General features: G+C 71.3%; 19 protein-coding genes. 12 read left to right on the top strand and 7 right to left on the bottom strand.

The genetic code is table 11. The features are described from left to right. Positions 1-483 precede the first annotated feature (483 nt). Positions 484-1,842 carry a helix-turn-helix domain-containing protein gene (locus ACFWPS_RS51830; RefSeq protein WP_383720936.1) on the top strand — a complete coding sequence of 453 codons (1,359 nt, stop codon included), beginning with the start codon at positions 484-486 and terminating at the stop codon, positions 1,840-1,842. Between the two features lie 252 nt (positions 1,843-2,094). Here ACFWPS_RS51830 and ACFWPS_RS51825 read toward each other — a convergent pair whose 3' ends face one another. Genes ACFWPS_RS51825 through ACFWPS_RS51805 form a run of 5 tightly spaced genes read right to left on the bottom strand, consistent with a single transcriptional unit; the run spans position 2,095 to position 8,739 of the window. Next, a complete protein-coding gene (locus ACFWPS_RS51825; RefSeq protein WP_383720933.1) occupies positions 2,095-3,531 on the bottom strand; it encodes a hypothetical protein in 1,437 nt (478 codons plus the stop codon). Beyond that, on the bottom strand, positions 3,528-5,525 hold the full coding sequence (locus ACFWPS_RS51820) for an alpha-1,4-glucan--maltose-1-phosphate maltosyltransferase (protein ID WP_383720930.1): 1,998 nt from the start codon (positions 5,523-5,525) through the stop codon (positions 3,528-3,530). Before ACFWPS_RS51820 ends, ACFWPS_RS51825 begins: the two co-directional genes overlap by 4 nt. Before the next feature lie 31 nt (positions 5,526-5,556). After that, positions 5,557-6,177 carry a DJ-1/PfpI family protein gene (locus ACFWPS_RS51815; RefSeq protein ID WP_383720939.1) on the bottom strand — a complete coding sequence of 207 codons (621 nt, stop codon included), beginning with the start codon at positions 6,175-6,177 and terminating at the stop codon, positions 5,557-5,559. Positions 6,178-6,182: 5 nt separating this feature from the next. Further along, entirely contained in the window at positions 6,183-7,859 is a 1,677-nt protein-coding gene (locus ACFWPS_RS51810; RefSeq protein ID WP_383720927.1) for a thiamine pyrophosphate-binding protein, read from the bottom strand. Between the two features lie 43 nt (positions 7,860-7,902). Further along, on the bottom strand, positions 7,903-8,739 hold the full coding sequence (locus ACFWPS_RS51805; RefSeq protein WP_089102084.1) for a type 1 glutamine amidotransferase domain-containing protein: 837 nt from the start codon (positions 8,737-8,739) through the stop codon (positions 7,903-7,905). Between the two features lie 334 nt (positions 8,740-9,073). On the opposite strand from ACFWPS_RS51805, the gene ACFWPS_RS51800 reads away from it, so the two are divergent. The 8 genes from ACFWPS_RS51800 to rhuM all read left to right on the top strand — a co-directional run bounded on the left by ACFWPS_RS51800 (position 9,074) and on the right by rhuM (position 14,976). After that, entirely contained in the window at positions 9,074-9,487 is a 414-nt protein-coding gene (locus ACFWPS_RS51800; protein WP_383720924.1) for a hypothetical protein, read from the top strand. 24 nt (positions 9,488-9,511) lie between these two features. Continuing rightward, on the top strand, positions 9,512-11,149 hold the full coding sequence (locus tag ACFWPS_RS51795) for a GMC family oxidoreductase (protein ID WP_383720920.1): 1,638 nt from the start codon (positions 9,512-9,514) through the stop codon (positions 11,147-11,149). Further along, positions 11,136-11,948, top strand: a complete 813-nt coding sequence (locus tag ACFWPS_RS51790) for an ester cyclase (RefSeq protein WP_383720917.1) — start codon at positions 11,136-11,138, stop codon at positions 11,946-11,948. Before ACFWPS_RS51795 ends, ACFWPS_RS51790 begins: the two co-directional genes overlap by 14 nt. A gap of 33 nt (positions 11,949-11,981) precedes the next feature. After that, positions 11,982-12,353 carry a nuclear transport factor 2 family protein gene (locus tag ACFWPS_RS51785; RefSeq protein ID WP_383720914.1) on the top strand — a complete coding sequence of 124 codons (372 nt, stop codon included), beginning with the start codon at positions 11,982-11,984 and terminating at the stop codon, positions 12,351-12,353. 5 nt (positions 12,354-12,358) lie between these two features. Beyond that, positions 12,359-12,808: a VOC family protein gene (locus ACFWPS_RS51780; protein ID WP_383720912.1), complete on the top strand. Its 450-nt coding sequence runs from the start codon at positions 12,359-12,361 to the stop codon at positions 12,806-12,808. Between the two features lie 17 nt (positions 12,809-12,825). Next, positions 12,826-13,659, top strand: a complete 834-nt coding sequence (locus ACFWPS_RS51775) for an SDR family NAD(P)-dependent oxidoreductase (protein ID WP_383720909.1) — start codon at positions 12,826-12,828, stop codon at positions 13,657-13,659. 259 nt (positions 13,660-13,918) lie between these two features. Continuing rightward, on the top strand, positions 13,919-14,335 hold the full coding sequence (locus ACFWPS_RS51770) for a hypothetical protein (RefSeq protein ID WP_383720906.1): 417 nt from the start codon (positions 13,919-13,921) through the stop codon (positions 14,333-14,335). A gap of 110 nt (positions 14,336-14,445) precedes the next feature. Further along, the gene (gene rhuM / locus ACFWPS_RS51765; protein WP_383720903.1) at positions 14,446-14,976 is read left to right on the top strand and encodes a RhuM family protein; all 531 of its coding nucleotides are present in this window, start codon (positions 14,446-14,448) and stop codon (positions 14,974-14,976) included. Positions 14,977-15,036: 60 nt separating this feature from the next. Here rhuM and ACFWPS_RS51760 read toward each other — a convergent pair whose 3' ends face one another. Further along, positions 15,037-15,804 (bottom strand): XRE family transcriptional regulator, encoded by a 768-nt coding sequence (locus ACFWPS_RS51760; RefSeq protein ID WP_383720900.1) that lies wholly within the window; start codon positions 15,802-15,804, stop codon positions 15,037-15,039. Between the two features lie 312 nt (positions 15,805-16,116). Between ACFWPS_RS51760 and ACFWPS_RS51755 the strand changes: the two genes are divergently transcribed. From ACFWPS_RS51755 to ACFWPS_RS51745, 3 genes are all read left to right on the top strand, one after another. Next, complete coding sequence (locus ACFWPS_RS51755; protein ID WP_383720898.1) at positions 16,117-16,314, top strand: hypothetical protein; 198 nt, start codon at positions 16,117-16,119, stop codon at positions 16,312-16,314. Between the two features lie 87 nt (positions 16,315-16,401). Continuing rightward, positions 16,402-16,872 (top strand): glycine-rich domain-containing protein, encoded by a 471-nt coding sequence (locus tag ACFWPS_RS51750; protein WP_383720895.1) that lies wholly within the window; start codon positions 16,402-16,404, stop codon positions 16,870-16,872. A gap of 78 nt (positions 16,873-16,950) precedes the next feature. After that, a complete protein-coding gene (locus tag ACFWPS_RS51745; RefSeq protein ID WP_383720892.1) occupies positions 16,951-17,619 on the top strand; it encodes a class I SAM-dependent methyltransferase in 669 nt (222 codons plus the stop codon). A gap of 28 nt (positions 17,620-17,647) precedes the next feature. Here ACFWPS_RS51745 and ACFWPS_RS51740 read toward each other — a convergent pair whose 3' ends face one another. Then, positions 17,648-19,270: an FAD-binding protein gene (locus ACFWPS_RS51740; protein WP_383720889.1), complete on the bottom strand. Its 1,623-nt coding sequence runs from the start codon at positions 19,268-19,270 to the stop codon at positions 17,648-17,650. Positions 19,271-19,323 lie beyond the last annotated feature (53 nt).

Here is a 19,323-nt window from a genome sequence, read left to right as displayed (position 1 = left end):
GCCGTAGTGCGGCCGTCGGACCGGACCCGGTCCGGTGCGAAGCGCGTGTGTGATCAGCAGCAACCACCACTCCCACCGCTGGACTCGGCCATGCCTTCGTGCCGCGGACGGTTACCAGGACCGGAATCGTTCAACCACAGTCCACCCGACACAAGACCACTGACCAGGACGACGATTGCGATGAGCGCGATTATTTTATTGCTCACGAAAATCCCCTCCCCCGAACAATAGAAGGTGGCGCTTTGACAATTAGAGTCAACCTTGAATTACTGTCGCAGTCAAGCAGCTTCTTGCAAAATTAATAATATCCAAGCGGAATATCGCGCACCACATAAGCGAAACCCGGCCGCGATCAACGAAATGCGCTGCAAAATGCGGTTGAGGGCCACTAAAAGATCACCGGAAGCCCATTGGGCAGATATCAACTTACTGGTAACATCGATCTGTCATCCCGACAGTCAAGTACTGCACCGAGGAGTTGGCATGGATCCACTCGGCAACGCGACGGCCGCAGGACTCGGCGAGCGCATCAGGGTGTTGCGCGGCAAACGTGGACTCAAGCAGCAGGACCTCGCGTCCGGTGAGATTTCGGCGAGCTACATCTCCTTGATCGAGTCGGGGAAGCGCGGCGCACCGTCGGACTCGGTGCTCGCCGCGCTCGCCGAGCGCCTGGGGTGCTCCGTGGAGTACCTGCGCAGCGGACGCGACGACCACGAGCTGGAGGAGACCCGGCTGCGGCTGGCCTTCGGCGAGATGGCCCTGCGCAACGGCAGCAACGGCGAGGCGCTCCAGACCCTGAGCGACCTCCTGGCGAAGCCGTCCCTGCTGGACCCGTCGATGACCCGGCGCGCGCGCATCGCGCAGGCCTCCGCCCTGGAGAAGCTCGACCGGATCGAGGCCGCCATCACGATCCTCGAAGACCTCCAGCGGGACCCCGAACTGCCGCCCGGCTCCGCCGACTGGTGCACGGTGTCGGTCGCCCTGTGCCGCTGCTACCGCAACGCCGGCGACATCACGACGAGCATCGAGATCGGCGAGCGGGCCATGTCCCGTCTCGACGCCCTCGGCCTGGACGTCACGGTCGACCACGTCCAGCTCGGCGCCACGCTCATGGCGTCGTTCCACATGCGCGGCGACCTCACCCGCGCCCAGCTCCTCGGGGTCCGGCTCCTGGACGCCGCCGAGAAGCAGGGGGCACGGGCCGCGCGGGGTGCCGTCTTCTGGAACGCGGGGCTCGTGGCCCGCTCCCGCGGCCAGCTGAACGAGGCGCTGGCCCTGGTGGAGCGGGCACTGGCGCTGATGTCCGAGGACGACAACATCCGCCATGTCGCCATGCTCAAGATGAACTGCGGCTCGCTGCTCCTCCAGGTCGACCAGCCCGAACCGACGCGCGCCAAACAGCTGCTGGAGGAGGCCCAGCAGCTGCTGGCGGAGGTCGGCAACGCCCCGGAGCTCGCCCAGTGCGAGATCGGCCTGGCCGACGCGGACGCGATGCTCGGCAACTGGGACGAGGCCGCGGCCCACGCGGAGCGGGCCCTCGGCCTCACCGGTCCGGAGTCCCGCATCCAGGCCGTCGGCGCGCGTGCCACGCTCGCCGAGATCCATCTGCTGCGCGGCGACCACGAGCAGGCGGCCCAGTGCCTGCAGGCCGCCACCCGGCAGCTGCGCCAGTTCCCGCCGTCCCACCAGACCGCGCTCAACTGGCGTTACGTGGGCGACCTGTGGCGCCGCCAGGGCAACAGCACCGCCGCCCTGCAGGCGTACGACCAGGCGCTGTCGTCGGCCGGCCTGGCCCCGCACCGCGACCCGAGCACGTCCTTCACCGAGCACGGCCGTTCCTGACCCGCTCCGCCCTGTTCCCCGGACCACCCGAATTCCCCTTCCGGAACCACCGTGAAATACCCGCACGACAAAGCGAATTGAAGGTCCGTCGAGCACCGATTTCCTTGTACCGGTTCCGGTCCTTTCACCGCCGGATTCGACGCGGTTCGACGCCGGTTCGGACGCCGAGTCGAGCATTGGGTCGGACGCCCGGTCAGAGGCCGGGTCGGACGCCCGGTCGATGCCGGTGAAGCGGCCCCGGGCATGCGGCCGTCAGCGGGCCGCGGCGGCCAGCCGGTGCACCGCGGCGAGCGGGACCGGCAGCCGGTCGGGGCGCAGCCGCGACTCGTACACGGCCTCGTAGACGGCCTTGTCCGCCTCGAACGCCCGGAGCAGCACGGGGTGGCAGTCCGGGTCCTCGTGCCCGGCGGTCGCGTACCCGGCGACGAACGCCCGCCGGTTGCGCACCGCCCACGCGGACGCGCGCCGGCGCCGGCGCAGCCGCACCGCGGGCGAGGTCTCCGGCGGCTCGCCCGCCTCGACGGCGGTGAGCCCGGTGCGGGCCGCGTAGTCGAAGGAGCGCAGCATGCCGGCGACGTCCCGCAGCACCGGCTGCGGGCGGGCGCGTTCGGCGGCGGAGCGGGCCGGCTCGCCCTCGAAGTCCACGATCCGCCAGCCGTCGTGGGCCCGCAGCGCCTGCCCCAGGTGCAGGTCGCCGTGGGTGCGCTGGACATAGAGGGGGCAGCCGCGCCCGGCCACCCGGGCGCAGTCGTCGAAGAGGGCGCCGAGCCGTGCGACGTACCGGGCGAGAGCCGGGACCTCCTCGGCGGCCTCCTTGAGACGCATGGTCATCCGGGCCGCCTCCTCGGCGACGTCCTCCACGGTCAGCCGGGTCCGCCCGAACGCCTCGCCCAGCGCGCCGTGCACGTCGGCGACGGCCCGGCCCAGGCCGAACGCGTCCCCGGTGAAGCCCCGGGCGGGGCCGCGCCCGGTGCCGGCCACGGAGTCGGTCGCCTGCCGCAGCGCCTCCTCCCAGCCGTCCCGGGCGTCCGGCAGGAACTCCTCGACGAGGCCGAGCACCAGGCCCTCCGCGCCGTGGGCGTCGCTGTGCACGGCCCCGTAGAGGTGGGGGGTGCGGGCGCAGCCCTGGCGGGTGAGCGCCCGCAGCGCCTCGACCTCGGTGTGCGGTGCCGGCTCCGGGCGGCGGAAGATCTTCAGCAGGACCCGGTCGCCGTAGGCCACGGAGGTGTTGCTCTGCTCCACCTGGAGCGGCCGGGGCACCAGGCCGACGGGCAGCGGATAGCGGGAGCTGCGTTCCAGGCGCGGCCCCTGCGGTGCGCCGCCGCCCGCCAGGGTGCGCAGCAGCAGCGCGAGCAGGGCGCCGTCGGCCAGCGCGTCGTAGACCCGCCAGCCCTGCCAGGGGCCGGCCGGCACGGTGGCGATCGCGGCGGTCGCCAGCCGGTCCGGCAGCTCCGGGCGCAGGCCCAGCAGGAGCTGGACGCGCAGCGGCCCGGCGTCGCCGTCCGCCGAGACCACGGCGTGCAGCAGCAGCGGGGGTTCGTCGCCGACCACCGACGCCGCGTCGGCGGTGAGCGGGGCCCCGGCGTAGCGCGCGTCGAACCAGCGCCGGCCCGTCAGCCAGGGCCCGAGCGCGGGCAGCAGCGGCCGCAGGATCTCCGACCTCGTCTCCGTCCCCGTCTCCGTCCTCATGACGCCTCCTCGGTCGTCAGTACGTGCGCGACCTGGTGGGCCGGGTCGAGGCGCACATAGGTGGACTCGCCCCAGGCGTAGGCGGCTCCGGTGAGTTCGTCGCGGAGCTTGAGCGTGCCGTCGCCGGGCAGGCCGAGGGCCGCCAGGTCGCAGGTCACGGTCGCCTCCTGGGCCCGGTGCGGATCCAGGTTGACGACGACCAGCACCACGTCGGTGCCGCCCTGGGGCAGGTCCACGTGTTTGGAGTAGGCGAGGACCTGGTCGTTGTCGGTGTGCTGGAGCCGCAGGTTGCGCAGTTCCTGGAGGGCCGGACGGGTCCGGCGGATCCGGTTGAGCCGGGTGATCAGCGGGGCGATGGTCCGCCCCTCGGCCTCGGCGCGCGCCCAGTCCCGGGGCCGCAGCTGGTACTTCTCCGAGCCGAGGTAGTCCTCGGTGCCCTCGGCGAGCGGGGTGTTCTCGCACAGCTCGAACCCGGCGTACACCCCCCAGCTGGGCGCGGCGGTCGCCGCCAGCACGGCCCGGATCTCGAAGGCGGCCCGGCCGCCGTGCTGCAGGTAGGCGTGCAGGATGTCCGGGGTGTTCACGAACAGGTTGGGCCGCAGGAAGTCGGCGCTGTCCCGGGTGAGTTCGGGCAGGTACTCGGTCAGCTCCTGCTTGCTGTTCTTCCAGGTGAAGTAGGTGTACGACTGCTGGAAGCCGGCCTGTGCCAGGGCGTGCACCATGGCCCGCCGGGTGAACGCCTCGGCCAGGAACACCACGTCCGGGTCGGTGACGTTGACCTCGGCGATCAGCCGCTCCCAGAAGTGCACCGGCTTGGTGTGCGGGTTGTCGACGCGGAAGATCCGTACGCCCTGGTCCATCCAGTGCCGAAGGACGCGGAGCGCCTCGGCGTACAGGCCCTCGAAGTCGGTGTCGAAGTCGAGGGGGTGGATGTCCTCGTAGGTCTTCGGCGGGTTCTCGGCGTAGGCGACCGAGCCGTCCACCCGGTGGTGGAACCACTCGGGGTGCCCGGACACCCAGGGGTGGTCCGGGGAGCACTGCAGGGCGAAGTCGATGGCCACCTCCAGGCCGAGGCCCCGGGCGGTGGCGACGAAGTACCGGAAGTCGTCCAGGGTGCCGAGGTCGGGGTGGACGGAGTCGTGGCCGCCCTGCCAGGAGCCGATCGCCCAGGGCGAGCCGACGTCGTCCGGGCCGGCGACGAGAACGTTGTCGGGGCCCTTGCGGTGGGTGGCGCCGATGGGGTGGACGGGCGGCAGGTACACCACGTCGAAGCCCATCGCCGCCACGGCGGGCAGCCGCCCGGCGGCGGTCCGCAGGGTGCCGCTCACCGGCGGCGCGCCCGACTCCACCACGGCTCCCTCCGAACGCGGGAACAGCTCGTACCAGGACCCGACCAGGGCCCGCCGCCGCTCCACGCGCAGCGCCGACGGCCGGGAGGCGGTGACCAGTTCGCGCAGTGCGTAGCGGCCCAGGGCGGCCGTCACCCGGGGGTTGGTGACGGCCGCCAGCCGGGCCGAGGCCGGGCCGAGGGTGTCGCGGAGCGCGGCGATCGCGGCCCGGACCTCCTCGCGCCGGTACCGGTCGGTGATGTCGTTCTCGCCGTGTGCGGCCCGTTCGTGCAGCAGCACGCCCTCGCGCAGGGTGAGTTCGGTGTCGACGCCGGCCGCGGTCTTCAGCTCGGCGTCCCGGCGCCAGGTGGCCAGGGGGTCGGCCCAGGCCTCGACCCGGAAGGTCCACAGGCCCTCGGTGCCGGGCACCACGGTGGCGCTCCAGCGGTCGGCGTCCGGATCGACGAGGGTCATCGGCACCCGCTGGGCGGGGGCTCCCTCGGGACCGCGCAGGACCACGTCCGCGGCGATCACGCCGTGGCCCTCGCGGAAGACGGTGGCCGTGATGTCGAGGTGCTCGCCGGTCACGGCCTTGGCGGGCAGTTCCCCGTCCCGTACCCGGGGGCGGACGTCGAGGATCGGGATGCGCCCGGTCACCGGTGTCATGATGATCGCTCCTCTCCCCGTTCGCGTCCCGTCAGCCCTGCCCGGCCGGGACGGCCTGGGCGGCAGGGGCGGGCTCGACGGGCTGACGGTCGGCGAGCAGGTCGATGATGGTGCGGGCGAAGACGTGGCAGTGGTTGCCGGTGCGGCCGGTGACCAGGTCGTCGTGGACGACGACGTCCTCGTCGACGTACTCGCCGCCCATGTTCCGCAGGTCGCCCAGCAGGTTGTTGTGGACGACCGCGCGCCGGCCGCGCATCAGGTTCGGGATGGGCGCGGCGAGCCACATGCCGTGGCAGATGATGCCCTTGACGATCGCCGGGTCGGCGAACGCGCGGCGCAGGAACTGCGAGGCGGGCGGCAGCTGTTCGGGGTCCTCGGTGTAGCGGAGGCGGTCGGAGACCATCCCGGAGGGGACGATCACCGCCGAGTACTCCTTGAGCGCGAACTCGTCGAGGTCCTCGAAGGACTCGGTGACCTCGAAGGGCATGCGGTGCTCGTGCCCCTGGAAGGTCATGGCCTCGTTGCCCCAGAGCCGGGTCAGGAAGTGGACCTCGGCGCCCTCCTCGGGGAAGCGGTAGCGGTAGTAGAGGATCTCGGGCTCGTAGAAGTCGCTCTCCATCAGGACGGCGATCTTGTGGCCGGTCAGTCGCACGGCCATCACCCCTTTCCCCTGGCCGTCACCAGGTCGACGAGGAACGGCCCGTGGTGGGCGAGGGCCTGTGCCACCGCGCCCTCGGCCTGGCCGGGCTTCTCCACCCGTACGGCGGCCACCCCGAGGGAGCGGGCCAGGCCCGTGAAGTCGATGGGCGGGTGGGAGAGGTCGAACATGCCGGGCTGTTCGTGGGCCGGTATGCCCGTCTCCCGCCAGTACTCCTCGATGTTGTCCTCCAGCAGCCGGTAGCTGCCGTTGTCGCAGATCACGAACTTGGTGGGCAGGCCGTGGCGGGCGGCCGTCCACAGCGCCTGGAAGGTGTACATGCTGCCGCCGTCGCCGGTGAACCCGACCACCGTGCGGTCGGGGTGGGCGAGCTGGGCGCCGAGTGCGCCGGGCAGGCCGACGCCGAGGGAGCCGCCCCGGGTCTGCATCCACTGGCCGGGCACGGTGGGCGGCAGGTGCCGGAAGAGCGTCGGGGACGCGGTCAGCGCCTCGTCGAACAGCAGTGCGTCGGACGGGAGTTGGCGCGCGAGTTCGCGGGCGAAGGCGGCGGTGGGCACGGACTGCGCCTCGCCGTCGGCCAGGTCCCGTTCCCGGGCGCCGGCCAGGGCGTCGGCGCGCTCGGCGGCCCGCACCCGCAGCCGTTCGGCCGCCTCGGTCCGCCGCGCCTCGCCCATCTCCCCGTGCAGCGCGTCGGCGAGCAGCCCGAGGGTGGCCTTCGGGTCGGCCACGATGCCGAGGTCGACCGGGAAGTTCTTGGCGATGGCGTCGGTGTCCAGGTCCACGTGGACCACCGGGGTGCCCTCGGCGAAGACGTCGTACAGGGCCGGGAACACCTCGGGCAGCGCGTAGGTGCCGACGATCAGGACGCCGTCGGCGGCGCCGGTGATCCGCCGGCTCTGCTCGCCGAACATGTGCCCCAACTGGCCCGCGTACGAGGGGTGGTGCACAGAGAGGTTGACCTCGGCCCAGTCGGCGCCGTACACGTCGGCGCCCCACAGCTCGGCCAGCCGAGCCAGTTCGGGCTGAGCGCCCGCGAAGTGCACGCCGTCGCCGGCCACGATCAGCGGGCGGCGGGCCCCGGCGAGCAGGGCGGCGGCCCGGGCGACGGTGTCCGGGGCGGGCAGGCTGCGGGTGTCCGGGTAACTGACCGGAACGACCGCCTCCCGGGTGCCGGCGTCCATCACGTCGGCCGGCAGCACCACCAGGACCGGCCCGTACGGCGGGGTACCGGCCACCTTGAAGGCGCGGCGCAGCACGCGCAGCGTGGAGTCGGGGTCGAGCACCCGGGTCGCCCACTTGGTGACGGGTTCCGCCATGCCGACCAGGTCGGCCGCCATCTGGGCGTCCAGTCCGGCGTACCGCAGCCCGGCCTCGCCGACCAGGGTGACGATCGGGGCGTGGCCGCGCATGGCCTGGTAGAGCATGCCGATGCCGTTGCCGAGGCCGACCCCGGAGTGGAGTTGCAGGACCGCCGGGGTGCGGGTGGCGCGGGCGTGGCCGTCCGCCATGCCGACGGCCGTGGCCTCCTGCAGGGCCAGGATGTACTGGATCGAGGGGAAGGAGCGCAGTTCGTCGAGGAACCCCTGCTCGACCGTGCCGGGGTTGCCGAACATGTACCGGACGCCTTCGGCCTCCAGTTGCTCCAGGAGCGCGACGCGCGCGGGCCTGCTGTCCATGCTGGTCACCTCTCGGACCTTTCGCGGGACGGGTGTCAGGACGTCAGGAGGTCCTGAACCCCCACTGGCGCAGGCCCTGTTCGAGGACCTCGACGGTCTTCTGGCCGGTCAGGTAGGAGTCGGGGGTCGAACGGCCCGTGATGAACGGGTAGTCGACGATGACCGAGGTCTCCTTGCCGAAGTTGCCGTGGTAGGCGCCGCCGGGCGCGGTGGCGTCGCGCAGGATGTACTCCAGCGGGTACGGCGGCGGGCCCATCACGAAGTCGGTGCCGAGGAAGCCGGTGCCGTCCTTGTAGTCGTACTCGATGCAGTGCCCGGTGACGTGCTTGCCGCGGATGATGGACTCGCGGGTCTCCTGGTCGCGGGCGAAGGCCAGGCAGGCGACGCCGTAGCACTCGGCGGCGATCGGCCGGTCCAGGGCGCGGAAGGCGAGGATCAGGTCGTGCACCCGCCAGTTGTTGGCGAGGTCGACGATGGGTCCGCTGCCGCCGACGATCAGCAGGGCGTCGTAGCGGTCGGCGATCTGCCGGCGGATCTGCTCCAGGCGGCTGTGGTAGGCCTCCCAGTCGCGCAGGAAGTACGGCCGGGAGCGGTAGGGCCGGTCGGGCAGCCAGGAGGCGAGGTCCAGGGGGTTGTCGAGGCGGTCCGACTCCTCGACGGCCCGTACCTTCGCCGCCATCTCGGGCGTGGTGACGGACCGGCCGAGCGGCGGGTCGACGTACTCGGGGTCCATGCTCGGCGGCAGCGCGTTGGGCCGCTTGCCGGTGGGGGTGGCGAAGGTGAGGTGGTAGCCGGCCTGGTCGAAGGTCTCCAGGGGGCCGATCAACTCCTCGCCCCAGTAACCGTGTTCGGACAGGACGACGAGAATGCGCCTGCTCATGGGATTCCTCCCGGATCGGCGGGACGGTGCCAAGTGGCGGATTCCTGTCTACGGCGGGGCACTTCGTCCGGACCATCGCCGCCGCCCGTGCTCACGGCACATGCCCAAGTGGCCGAATGCACTACGGCATGTTGTGGCCAACGCCTGCGGGCCGGTCGCTACCAGGCGGTACGGCCGTCCCGGCAGGGGAGTTGCCCGAGCCTGAGCTGCGACTTCGCACAGTGCGGCCGGGGTTCGGGCGCCGGGACGCGCGGGGCGGCCGGATTGTGGGGTCATCGGACGCGTATCGCTCCCGGTCTCCCCGGGGGCGGGACCCCGATGAGCGGAGACATCCATGTCCACCGAACAGACCGGCTCCGACCGGGAGATCGAGGAGTTCGTGCAGCGCTGGTTCGGCCTGCTCAACGTGCACGCCCCGGTCGCGGAGCTGCTGCCCCTCGTCGCCGACGGGGGCCTGGAGATGGCCTTCCCGGAGCGCACCCTGCACAGCCACGCGGACTTCCTCGACTGGTACGCGGCCGTCGGCGAGGCCTACAGCGAGCAGGACCACACCGTGGAGAAGCTCGTCCACCAGGAGACCGGAGCCCGGATCGGCATCGACCTGACCGTCGTGTGGACGGCGAAGTCGACCGCCGACGGCTCCGTGTCCGCGTTCCGGATCAACCAGCAGTGGCAGCTCGAACGCCCCGCACCCGGCGCCGCCCCGGTGATCGTCGACTACCAGGTCGGCGAACCGGCCGCCCTCTGACCCCGTCACCGTTTGGAGGCTGACATGCCGTCGAATCCGACTTCCCCGGTGCCCCAGGGCGCCGACTACGTGGTGGTCGGCGCGGGTTCCGCCGGCTGCGCCGTCGCCGCCCGGCTCAGCGCGGACCCGTCCGTGACCGTGATCCTGCTGGAGGCGGGCGGCCCGGACGAACGTCCCGAGATCCACCACGCCGACGCCGCCTCGGTCCTCTCCCTGCTCACCGCCGACTGGCGCGGCGAGATCGACTGGGGCTACGTCACCGAACCCGAGGCCGGCATGGACGGCCGCCGGATACCGGTGGCCCGCGGCAAGGTCCTCGGCGGGTGCAGTTCCGTCAACGCCCTGATGTGGGTGCGCGGCAGCCGCCACGACTACGACCGCTGGGTCGCCGAGGGCGCGAGCGGCTGGTCGTACGACGAGGTCCTGCCGTACTTCCGGCGCGCCGAGAGCTACTCCGGCGGCGGCTCGGAGCTGCGCGGGGCCGACGGCCCGGTCCGGGTACGGCAGTTGGACCGCCCGTCCCCGCTGGCGTCCGCCTTCGTGGCGGCGGCCGGTGAACTCGGCCACGACGCCGCGAGCGACGGCGACTACAACGGCGCCCGGCAGGACGGGTTCGGCTTCCTGTACCAGACCAACCGCGACGACGCGGGCGGCCGGTGCAGCGCCGCCGACGCCTATCTGCGCCCGGCCCTGGACCGCCCCAACCTGACCGTGCTGACCGGCGCCCGGACCACCCGGCTGCTGCTCGACGGGAACCGGGTCACCGGTGTCGAGTACGTCCAGGGCGGCGCCCCGGCCCGTATCCGCGCCGACCGCGAGGTCATCGTGTCCGCGGGCGCGTTCGAGTCGCCGAAGCTCCTGATGCTGTCCGGCATCGGCCCGGCCGACCACCTCAGGGCGCACGGCATCCACTGTGTGCGCGACCTGCCGGGCGTGGGCGCCGGACTCCAGGACCACCTCTTCACCCCGGTCTGCTACCAGTCCCTCCAGGAGCACCCGCCCGGCGCGCTGCTCTCCGAGGCCGGGCTGTTCACCCACACCCCGGCGGCCGACCCGGCCGGGCCGCCCGACCTGCAGTTCACCTTCGGCCCGGTCAAGTTCCTGCCCGCCGGTGCGCCCGCCGAGCAGTGGGAGGGCCCCGGCCTCACCTTCGCCCCGATCGCCGTGCTCCCGCACAGCCGGGGCCGGGTCCGGCTGCGCGACGCCGACCCGGAGTCCAACGCGGTGATCAGCGCCGGCTACCTCACCTCGGCGGCCGACCTGGACGTCCTGGTGTACGGGGTCGAGCTGGCCCGCGAACTCGCCGCCACCCGGGCCTTCGACGCCTTCCGCGGCGACGAACTCGGCCCCGGCAAGGACGTCACGACCCCGGACGAGCTGCGCGCCTACGTCGCCGCCAACGCCACCACCCTGTGGCACCCGGCCGGCACCTGCCGGATGGGCACGGGCCCGGACGCCGTCACCGACCCCGAGCTGCGCGTCCACGGCATCGAGGGCCTCCGGGTCGCCGACGCCTCCGTGATGCCGTCCATCGTGGCCGGCAACACCCACGCACCCAGCGTCATGATCGGCGAGCGCGCGGCGGCGTTCGCCCTCGGCACCTCCGAGCCGCTTCCGACCGCCGCCCGAACCAACGAGGGGATGCAGCATGTCCACCCGTGACCAGCAGGAGATCCAGAAGCTCTACGGGCGCTTCCTCGACGCGCTGAACGCCGGTGACCTCCAGGGGGTCCGCGCCGTACTCAGCCCGGACTTCACCGACCACCACCCCGGCTTCGACATCACCGGCATCGACACCTACCTGGACGCGGTGCGCGGCGCCCACGAGGGGCTCGACCTCAAGGGCGAGCTGGAGGAGGGGGTACCGCTCGGCGAGGACCGGCTCGTCACCCGGGTGAAGCTCACCGGCACCCACCTCGGCGACGTGCTCGGCTTCCCGGCCACCGGCCGCAAGGTCGAGTGGTCCACCACCGAGATCTGGCGGGCCGAGAACGGCCTGTTCGTCGAGCGCTGGGCCCAGGACGACCTGCTCGGCCTGCGCGCCCAGCTGTCCTCGGACGACCTGAACTACACCGTCGTACGGCAGGTCAGCGACGCGGTCAACGAGCGCCGCTACGACGACCTCGACGAGATGTTCGGGCCGACGTTCCGGGACAACAACCCGGCGTGGAGCGTCCAGAGCCTCGACGAGCTCAAGGGGATCATCAGGGCCGCGCACGACGCGCTGGACTTCACCGTGCACCTCGACGCCCTGTACCCGGCCGCCCCGGACAAGGTGATCATGCACATCACCTTCCACGGCCGGCACATCGCGCCGTTCTTCGGCAAGGAGCCGACCGGCAAGGAGGTCTCCTGGACCAGCCTGGAGGTCTACCGCCTGGAGGACGGCAAGGTCGTCGAGCGCTGGGTGCAGGCCGACACCACGGGCCTGATGCGCCAGCTCGGCGTGGACCTCCCCTGATCCCTCTCCCGGAAAGCAGGAAAGGACGGGCGCATGAGCACCCGAGAAGTGGTCGACACGTACTACCGGCTGGCCAACGAGGGCGACTGGGACGCCTGGTGCGACCTGTTCGCCATCGACCAGACCATGGACGAGCAGCTGGCCGGGCACGTCGAGGGACGCGAGACGCTCCGCGAGATGATGAAGGGCTTCCCGCAGATGTACGCCTCCTTCGCCAACGTCCCGCGCCTCGTCGTCGTGGACGGCGAGCAGGCCGCGGTGGTCTCCGACATCACCGCCCGCACCCCGGACGGCAGCACGGTCGAGGCCGTGGTGTGCAACTACTTCCGGGTCCGGGGCGGGCTGATCACCTACCTGACGAACGTCCACGACACCGTGCCGTTCGCCCCGGTCACCGGGAAGTGACGGCCATGACGACCGCCGCCCCGCAGGGCCTGCGCTGGTCGCACGTGGGCCTCAACTGCCGTGACCAGAAGGCCACCGAGGACTTCTACACCCGGCTCTTCGGCTTCCGCCGGGCCCGGGTGGTGGAGGCCGACGGCGTCCGCGTGGTGTTCCTGCGCAACGGCCCCGTGTACCTGGAGCTGTTCGCGACCGACGCGGACCCGCTCTTCCCGGCCGCGAAGGACGGCCCTGCCGCGCCCGGCACCGCCCGCCACCTGGCCTTCCAGGTCGACGACGTGGACGCGTTCCTCGCCGCGGCCCAGGGCGAGTTCGAGCCGACGCTCGGACCGCTGACGTTCGACGAGTTCATCCCCGGCTGGAAGACGGTGTGGGTATCCGACCCGGACGGCATCGTGGTGGAGGTCAGCCAGGGATACACCGACCAGTCCACCGAAGAACTGGCAACGTACGCCTGACAGGAGAGTTCCCCACGATGAAGGCCGTCTCCGACCAGACCATTCTCATCACCGGCGCGACCGACGGTCTCGGCCGTGCGGTGGCCCGTGAACTCGCCGCGCAGGGCGCGTCGCTGATCCTGCACGGCCGCAGCGCGGCCAGGGGCGCGGACCTGCTGGCCGAGCTGCGCGCGGCCGGCGCCACCGGCCGGCTGAGCTACGAGCTGGCCGACTTCTCCTCCCTGGAGGACATCGGCAAGCTCGCCGAGCGGATCCTCACCACGTACGACCGGCTGGACGTGCTGGTGAACAACGCGGGCATCGGGGTCGAGCTGGCCCGCCAGGAGAGCCAGGACGGGCTGGAGCTGACCTTCCAGGTCGACTACCTGGCGGCCTACGTCCTCAGCTGCCGGCTCGCCCCGCTGCTGGTGGCCTCGGCACCGGCCCGCATCATCAACGTCAGCTCCGCGGGCCAGGCCCCGATCAACTTCCGTGACGTGATGCTGGAGCGCAACTGGGACGGCGTGCAGGCCTACTGCCAGGCCAAGCTCGCCCAGATCTCGCTCACCTTCGACCTGGCCGAGCGACTGGCGGGCACCGGGGTCACGGCCAACGCGCTGCACCCGGCGTCGTACATGCCGACCAAGATGGTGGTGAACCTGTTCACCCCGCAGAGCACGGTCGCGGACGGCATGCGCAACACCCTGCGGCTGATCACCGACCCGGCGCTCGACGACGTCTCGGGCGTCTACTTCAACCGCTCGACGCGGGCCCGGGCGGGCGCCCAGGCGTACGACGACGCGTCCCGCGCCCGGCTCCGCGAACTCAGCGAGTCCCTGACGGGGGTGACCTTCCCGGCCAGCTTCGGCTGACCTGGCCCGCCCCTCGCCTCCCCGAACGGGACGAGCCCCCGCCTCACCGCAGCGAGGCGGGGGCTCGTCCATGTCCCCTCTCCGTTTGGGAGAGCGGGGCCGCTTTGGCGTTCGTGGGGCAGAATGCTGTGCGCATGAGAGAAGTAGTGGTCAACGGTTTGATCGCAGGGCCGTTGGGGATCTTCATAGGCTTCTGCCTTCGTACTTCCAGCAGCGCAGTTCCGACAAGAGGGCCGAACGGGCACGCCAACTGGCCCTGATGCAGCAGCTTGTTGTCGAGGTGATGGACCTGGAGCGGGCGCGCAGGATCTACCGCGAGGCCCACCTGAGCCGACGTGCCAAGTTCCGTACCTTGGCGATGGCAGGCGTGGAGTTCTGGTCGGCGTGGAATGCCCGGGGCAGCACGCGGGAGGCCGCTGCAGCAGCAGCGGCTCCAGCCGTGCGAGTTGTAGACGCCTGGGACCGAGGCACCCTCACTGAAGCTGTCGAGCTGACCACGCACATGACCCGTGTGTCGGCTGTAGGACTGCCGCTGGGCATGGTGAAGGACAAGGCCGTAGCCGCGGCGGCGCAGCGATTGATGGACGCGGCGCTGGAAGACAAGGGCGAGAGCGAGATCACGGCGGCCGTCCGGGAACTTCGGGCAGCGTTCTACGGCGACACCGAAGCAGGCTGACGGAAGAACCCACGAGGAGGGCCCAATCACTTTCGGAAGGTCGGGGCGCTTTTGTCATACTGCGTCCGGGAGTTCATTATCCGCGATGACTTATCGTTGCAACCACAGGGGTGTCCCTCACAGGGAGTAGCAATGCCGTCGCCCAGGCGCGCGTCTACTTCGCCGTCAGGACCCGCGAGGCCGAGCTCGGCGCGCTGACCGAGCTGGAGGTACGGCGTACCGCTCTGGCTCGCGCCCGGGAGATGGTCGACTACCAGATCTTCCGCGACATGATGCGCGACAACGCCCCCGACTACGAGCCCAGCAGCAAGACCACCCGCATGTTCTTCGCCGCCATGCAGAACAAGCTCTACGTCCACGTCGTCGGCATGACCGCCGTCGAGATCAGGCACGCGCGCACCCTCCAGACCTGGCCGGGCATCGAAGAGGGCAGGCCGGAGCCGAGCCTGAAGAGCGCAGCCCGCAAGGTCGCCAAGAACTACCTGACCGGGCTGGAGCTCCGGAAACTGGACCAGCTCGTCGGTCGGCTCTGCCTCCGGGCCGAGGACATCGCCGAGGACGGGCTCCACCTGTCGCTGTCTCAGTGGCGCAACCTGGTAGAGGCGGAACTTGTGATGGCGAACCGTCAGATCGCCGCCTGACCAAACACCCGCGGCCCTGCCCTCCTTCGGGAGAGCAGGGCCGCTTTCGTGCATCCGGGGTCACGCCTCCGGCGGCCGGTCGTATGCGGCGAGCGTTGCCTTCGTCGTCGACGCGTCCTGGAACACCAGCTCCCACGGTCCGGTGTTCACGTCGAACTCCTTGCCGAAGCCCACCCACTTGCCCGTCATACGGCGGCCGGTCGGCTCAACGAGCAACTGGATCGCACCGTGGTAGTGGGCACCGCGGTAGTAGCCATCGGTCGCGGTCTGCTCGGTCCACGTTCCGGTGGCAATGTGGCCGTCGATCTCCAGGTCCATCGTCAGCGGAGAGTTCGGATTCGACGAGCCGTTCGGCAGTGAGCGTGCGGTCAGCCGGTTGCCGTGCTGGAGGAGGACGACGTAGTGCAGTCCGGTGAACGCGGCATCCCGGCCGGAGCTGAAGTACTCGTACCGCGACAGCCAGACCCCGGAGTAGTTCCTGTGTGCTGCGTGGGGCTCGCTCTGCGGGGCCGCGGCCGAATGAGTGACTACCGGGACCTCTGGCTCCATGTCGTGTCCGCCCTGCCCGTCCTCGGAGACGCGGGCCTGGGGTACCGCGGTGAAGCCGAGCGACTCGATGGGCAGGCCGGTGACGACCTCAAGGGCTCGGGCGTAGACGGGGCGAGGGGCGATGGTGACGCCGGATTCCCAGCGCTGTACGAGGCGCTTGTTGGCGTCGTTGGGCTGCCCGGCACGGGTGCCTGCATCGCGGATGGCGCGGGCGAGGTCGTCCTGTGACATGAGCAGCCCCATACGAGCCGCTCGCAGTGCGCTGTTCGGTGTGGCCATACGGATCACGGTAGACCTTACGGGCAAGGAATGACACCGAAATGACGCCCTCGATGTCGCCGTTATGACGCCTGCGCTGACGCCGCGCAACTCCTTGTGACCGGAGCATCTTGAATCCGTGACGGATTCAGGCAGCAACGCGGCGCACCCCGGACTGACGATCACCGTCTACCGGGTCAACAGCAGGACCATGGAGCGCACCCCCCTGGGATCACGCACGCTCCCCCCAGCGGACGAGCCCGTGATCAACCTGGCCTTTCCGCCCTGCGAGTGCCCGCGCTGCAAGGCAGGGACGGCATCCCGGTGAGCCCCATGCGGGACAACGAACCCGAGCAGGCCGAGGGCATATGTGTGGCCTGCGGCGCCTACACCGACAAGGCCATCGTCCGCTGGCTGCCGCGCATGTCCGGGGCCGACGTCCGTCTGATCGTCCACGCGAGGGACGACGACTGCACGCCGCCCGAGCCCGCCCGGCTCATCCGGCTGGCCCGTCACAGCACCAACCCCTGAAGCCCCTTCCGCCGCCGCACCACTCCCGGCGGCGGAAGGCTCGGCACCCTCTGACCTGAGGATGCCCGTCCACAACAGGAGGACAATGTGACCATCGCGTTAGAACGTCCCGTGGGCACCGACCCGACGCTCCTCGTCACCGCTGAGGTAGCCGACCGGCTCACCCGTCGGATCGTCGCCGACCACCCCGAGATCAGCCCGGAGACCGCCCTCCGCATCGTCGGCCAGGCCGCGGGGTTCATCGCCGCGTCCGGCCGACAGCCTGGCCAGTCGCTGGCACCCAGCAACCTGGTCGACTACGGCTGGCACGCCTTCATCCTTCACACCGTCGACTACGCCCAGTTCTGCGAGCAGGTCGTCGGCCGGTTCGTCCACCACGTCCCGACCGCCGACGACGACCAGGTACCCGGCGGACCGCAGGCCGCCCGGGAGCGGACGGTCGCCGCCATCACGGCGGCCGGGTACACCGTCGACCCGGACCTGTGGCCGGACGTGGCGGACTGCAACCAGTGCTACGACGGTTGCACCGACAGCCCCAACAGCGGTGGCAAGCGCTGAAGTAGCACCACCGATCGTGCAAGACTCCAGCCGCCCGGTGTCGCAGCCGGGCGGCTGGCCCTATGAGCGGAGCACCACGTGACAGAGACAGCGATCGCCTGGGACACCTACTCGCGGCAGCGGCCCGAGCGACGGCCGGTGAACGGGCGCGGCGAGACCACCTGGTTCAACTGGACCCAGTACCAAGACCACGGCCCTGGCGCCGAACTGCTGGAGCTTCCGGCCGGCGGCCGCGTGCTGGATCTCGGCTGCGGCAAGGGCGGTAACGCGGCACACCTGGCCGGCCTCGGGATGACGGCCGTAGGGGTGGACGTCTCGCCCCGGCAACTGGCCGCCGCACGGGAACGCTGGGGGGCGACGCCGGGGCTGGAGCTGCACCAGGCGGAAGCCGTGGGCTTCCTGGCCCTGGGCCGGGAAGGCTTCGACGCCGTCTACTCCGTATACGGCGCCCTGTGGTTCACCGATCCGGCGCGGCTGCTGCCCGCGATCCGTGAGCGGCTGCGGCCGGGCGGCCGGCTGGTGTTCTCTCAGCGGCCCCCGGTCGACGGCTGCTACGGCTGTCAGGCGTCGTACATTCCGCGCGGCGACGACGAGGACCCGCTGGTCGTGAAGCGCTGGGACTTCGAACCGGAGGCGTGGACCCGCCTGCTGCACGAGCACGGCTACGCGGACGTCGACGCCCGCGTGCTCGCCGCTCCCCCCGGCAACCGGACCATCGGGACCCTCATCGTCCGGGCCCGCGCCTGAGAAACCATCCCTGGAATCTGCCTTTCGACTAGGGCGCTGTGACCGACAGCCGGTGGTGGAAGACGTTGTGCGGGTCCCAGACCGCCTTCACCGCCTGGAGACGGGCCAGGTTGTCCTTGAAGTAGAGGCTCTGCCAGGGCACCCCGGAGGTGTTCCAGGCCGGGTCGGCCAGGTCGGTGTCCGGGTAGTTGATGTACGAGCCGTCGTTGGTGTCGTCGGGCGCGGGAACCCCGCCGGTGCCGGCGTACAGGTCGCGGTAGAGGGCGCGCATCCAGGCCACGTGCCGGTCGTCGTCCGCGGCGGCGGGCCAGTACGTCGTGAAGTTGGCCTTCAGGACCGAGTCCCGCTGGGCCAGTGCGGTGGCCGAGGACGCGACGGTGTTGACCTTGCCGCCGTAGGAGTAGAGCAGGATCCCGGCGTGACCGTCGTAGCCGGCGTCGGAGAGGTAGCCGTAGAGCGTCGAGGCCTGTGCTGCGGACCAGCCCCTGCGCAGATAGGCGCCCTTGGACTTGGTGCGGTTGTACAGGCCGGTGTCGTAGGGGTCCTTGAGCGTCGTCTTCATCCACGGCCAGGAGGAGCGGACCTCGCTGTACGGCGCCCCGATACCGCCGGCCACCGCCGTGACGTATGCGTCGAGGAGCGCGGAGGCATCCGAACGGGTGCCGTCGATCTGGGAGTTGAGCACCAGACTGCCCTGCACCCGGTTGTAGAGGATGAGCACGCTGTGCAGGCTGTCGTAGGCGGAGCCGGCCACGCTGTTGCGGGCGTGCCAGGCGCCGTGGTCGGCGATCAGGGCGGTGAAGGCGGCCTCCGTCAGGTCGCTCCACTTGATGCTGACCGTGGACTTCAGGAGCGTCTTCGGGGGCCTGGGCAGCAGGCCGGCGGGGTCGGTGCCGGTGGCGTCCGGGGAGCGGAACCAGTAGCGGGTGACGATGCCGTAGGTGCCGCCGCCCCCGCCGGTGTGCGCCCACCACAGCTCGCGGTGCGGGTCGTCCGGCTCCCGGGTGGCGACCACCGCGCGGGCGGTGCCGGAGGCGTCCACCGTCACCACCTCGACGGCGTACAGGTGGTCCACGACGGCCCCGTGCTGTCGGCACATCGCCCCGTAGCCGCCGCCGCTGACGTGCCCGCCGACCCCGACGGTCGGGCAGGTGCCGCCCGGCAGCGCCACACCCCACTCCAGGTACAGGGTCCGGTAGACGTGGCCGAGCGTGGCACCGCCCTCGACCAGGAAGGCCCGGCGGACGGGGTCGTAGCGCACGGCGTCCATCTCGGACATGTCGACGAGTATCCGTACGTCCGGGTCGTCGACCAGCCCGTCCAGGCAGTGCCCGCCGCCGCGCACCCCGATGCGTCTGCCGTCGCGGACGGCCTCCTGGACGACGGCCACCACCTGGTCGGTGCTGTGCACGAGCCGCACGGAGTCGGGGGCGGCGGTGAATCTCGCGTTGTAGCCGCGGGAGGTGAGGTCGAGATAGCGGGCGTCGGAGGCGTCGACGGTGACCGCGGCAGGGGCGGACGTCGTGGTGGCGGCGTGGGCGGGGGCCGGGAGGAGGGCCGCGCCGGCCCCGGCGGCGGCCGCCGTGCCGAGGAGTCCGCGGCGGGTGAGTCCGGCGGCGGGCCGCCGGTCCGGCTGCTGCTGTCGTGTCACAGGTGTCTCCTTCATTATTGGGGAAACGGCCGCCGCCCGTGAGTCACTGAAAT

Origin of the sequence: Streptomyces sp. NPDC058457 (assembly GCF_042720695.1) — a bacterium.
Classification (GTDB): Bacteria; Actinomycetota; Actinomycetes; order Streptomycetales; family Streptomycetaceae; genus Streptomyces.
The sequence above is the reverse complement of the archived record's forward strand: the minus strand, read 5'-3'. Positions and strand labels throughout refer to the sequence as shown.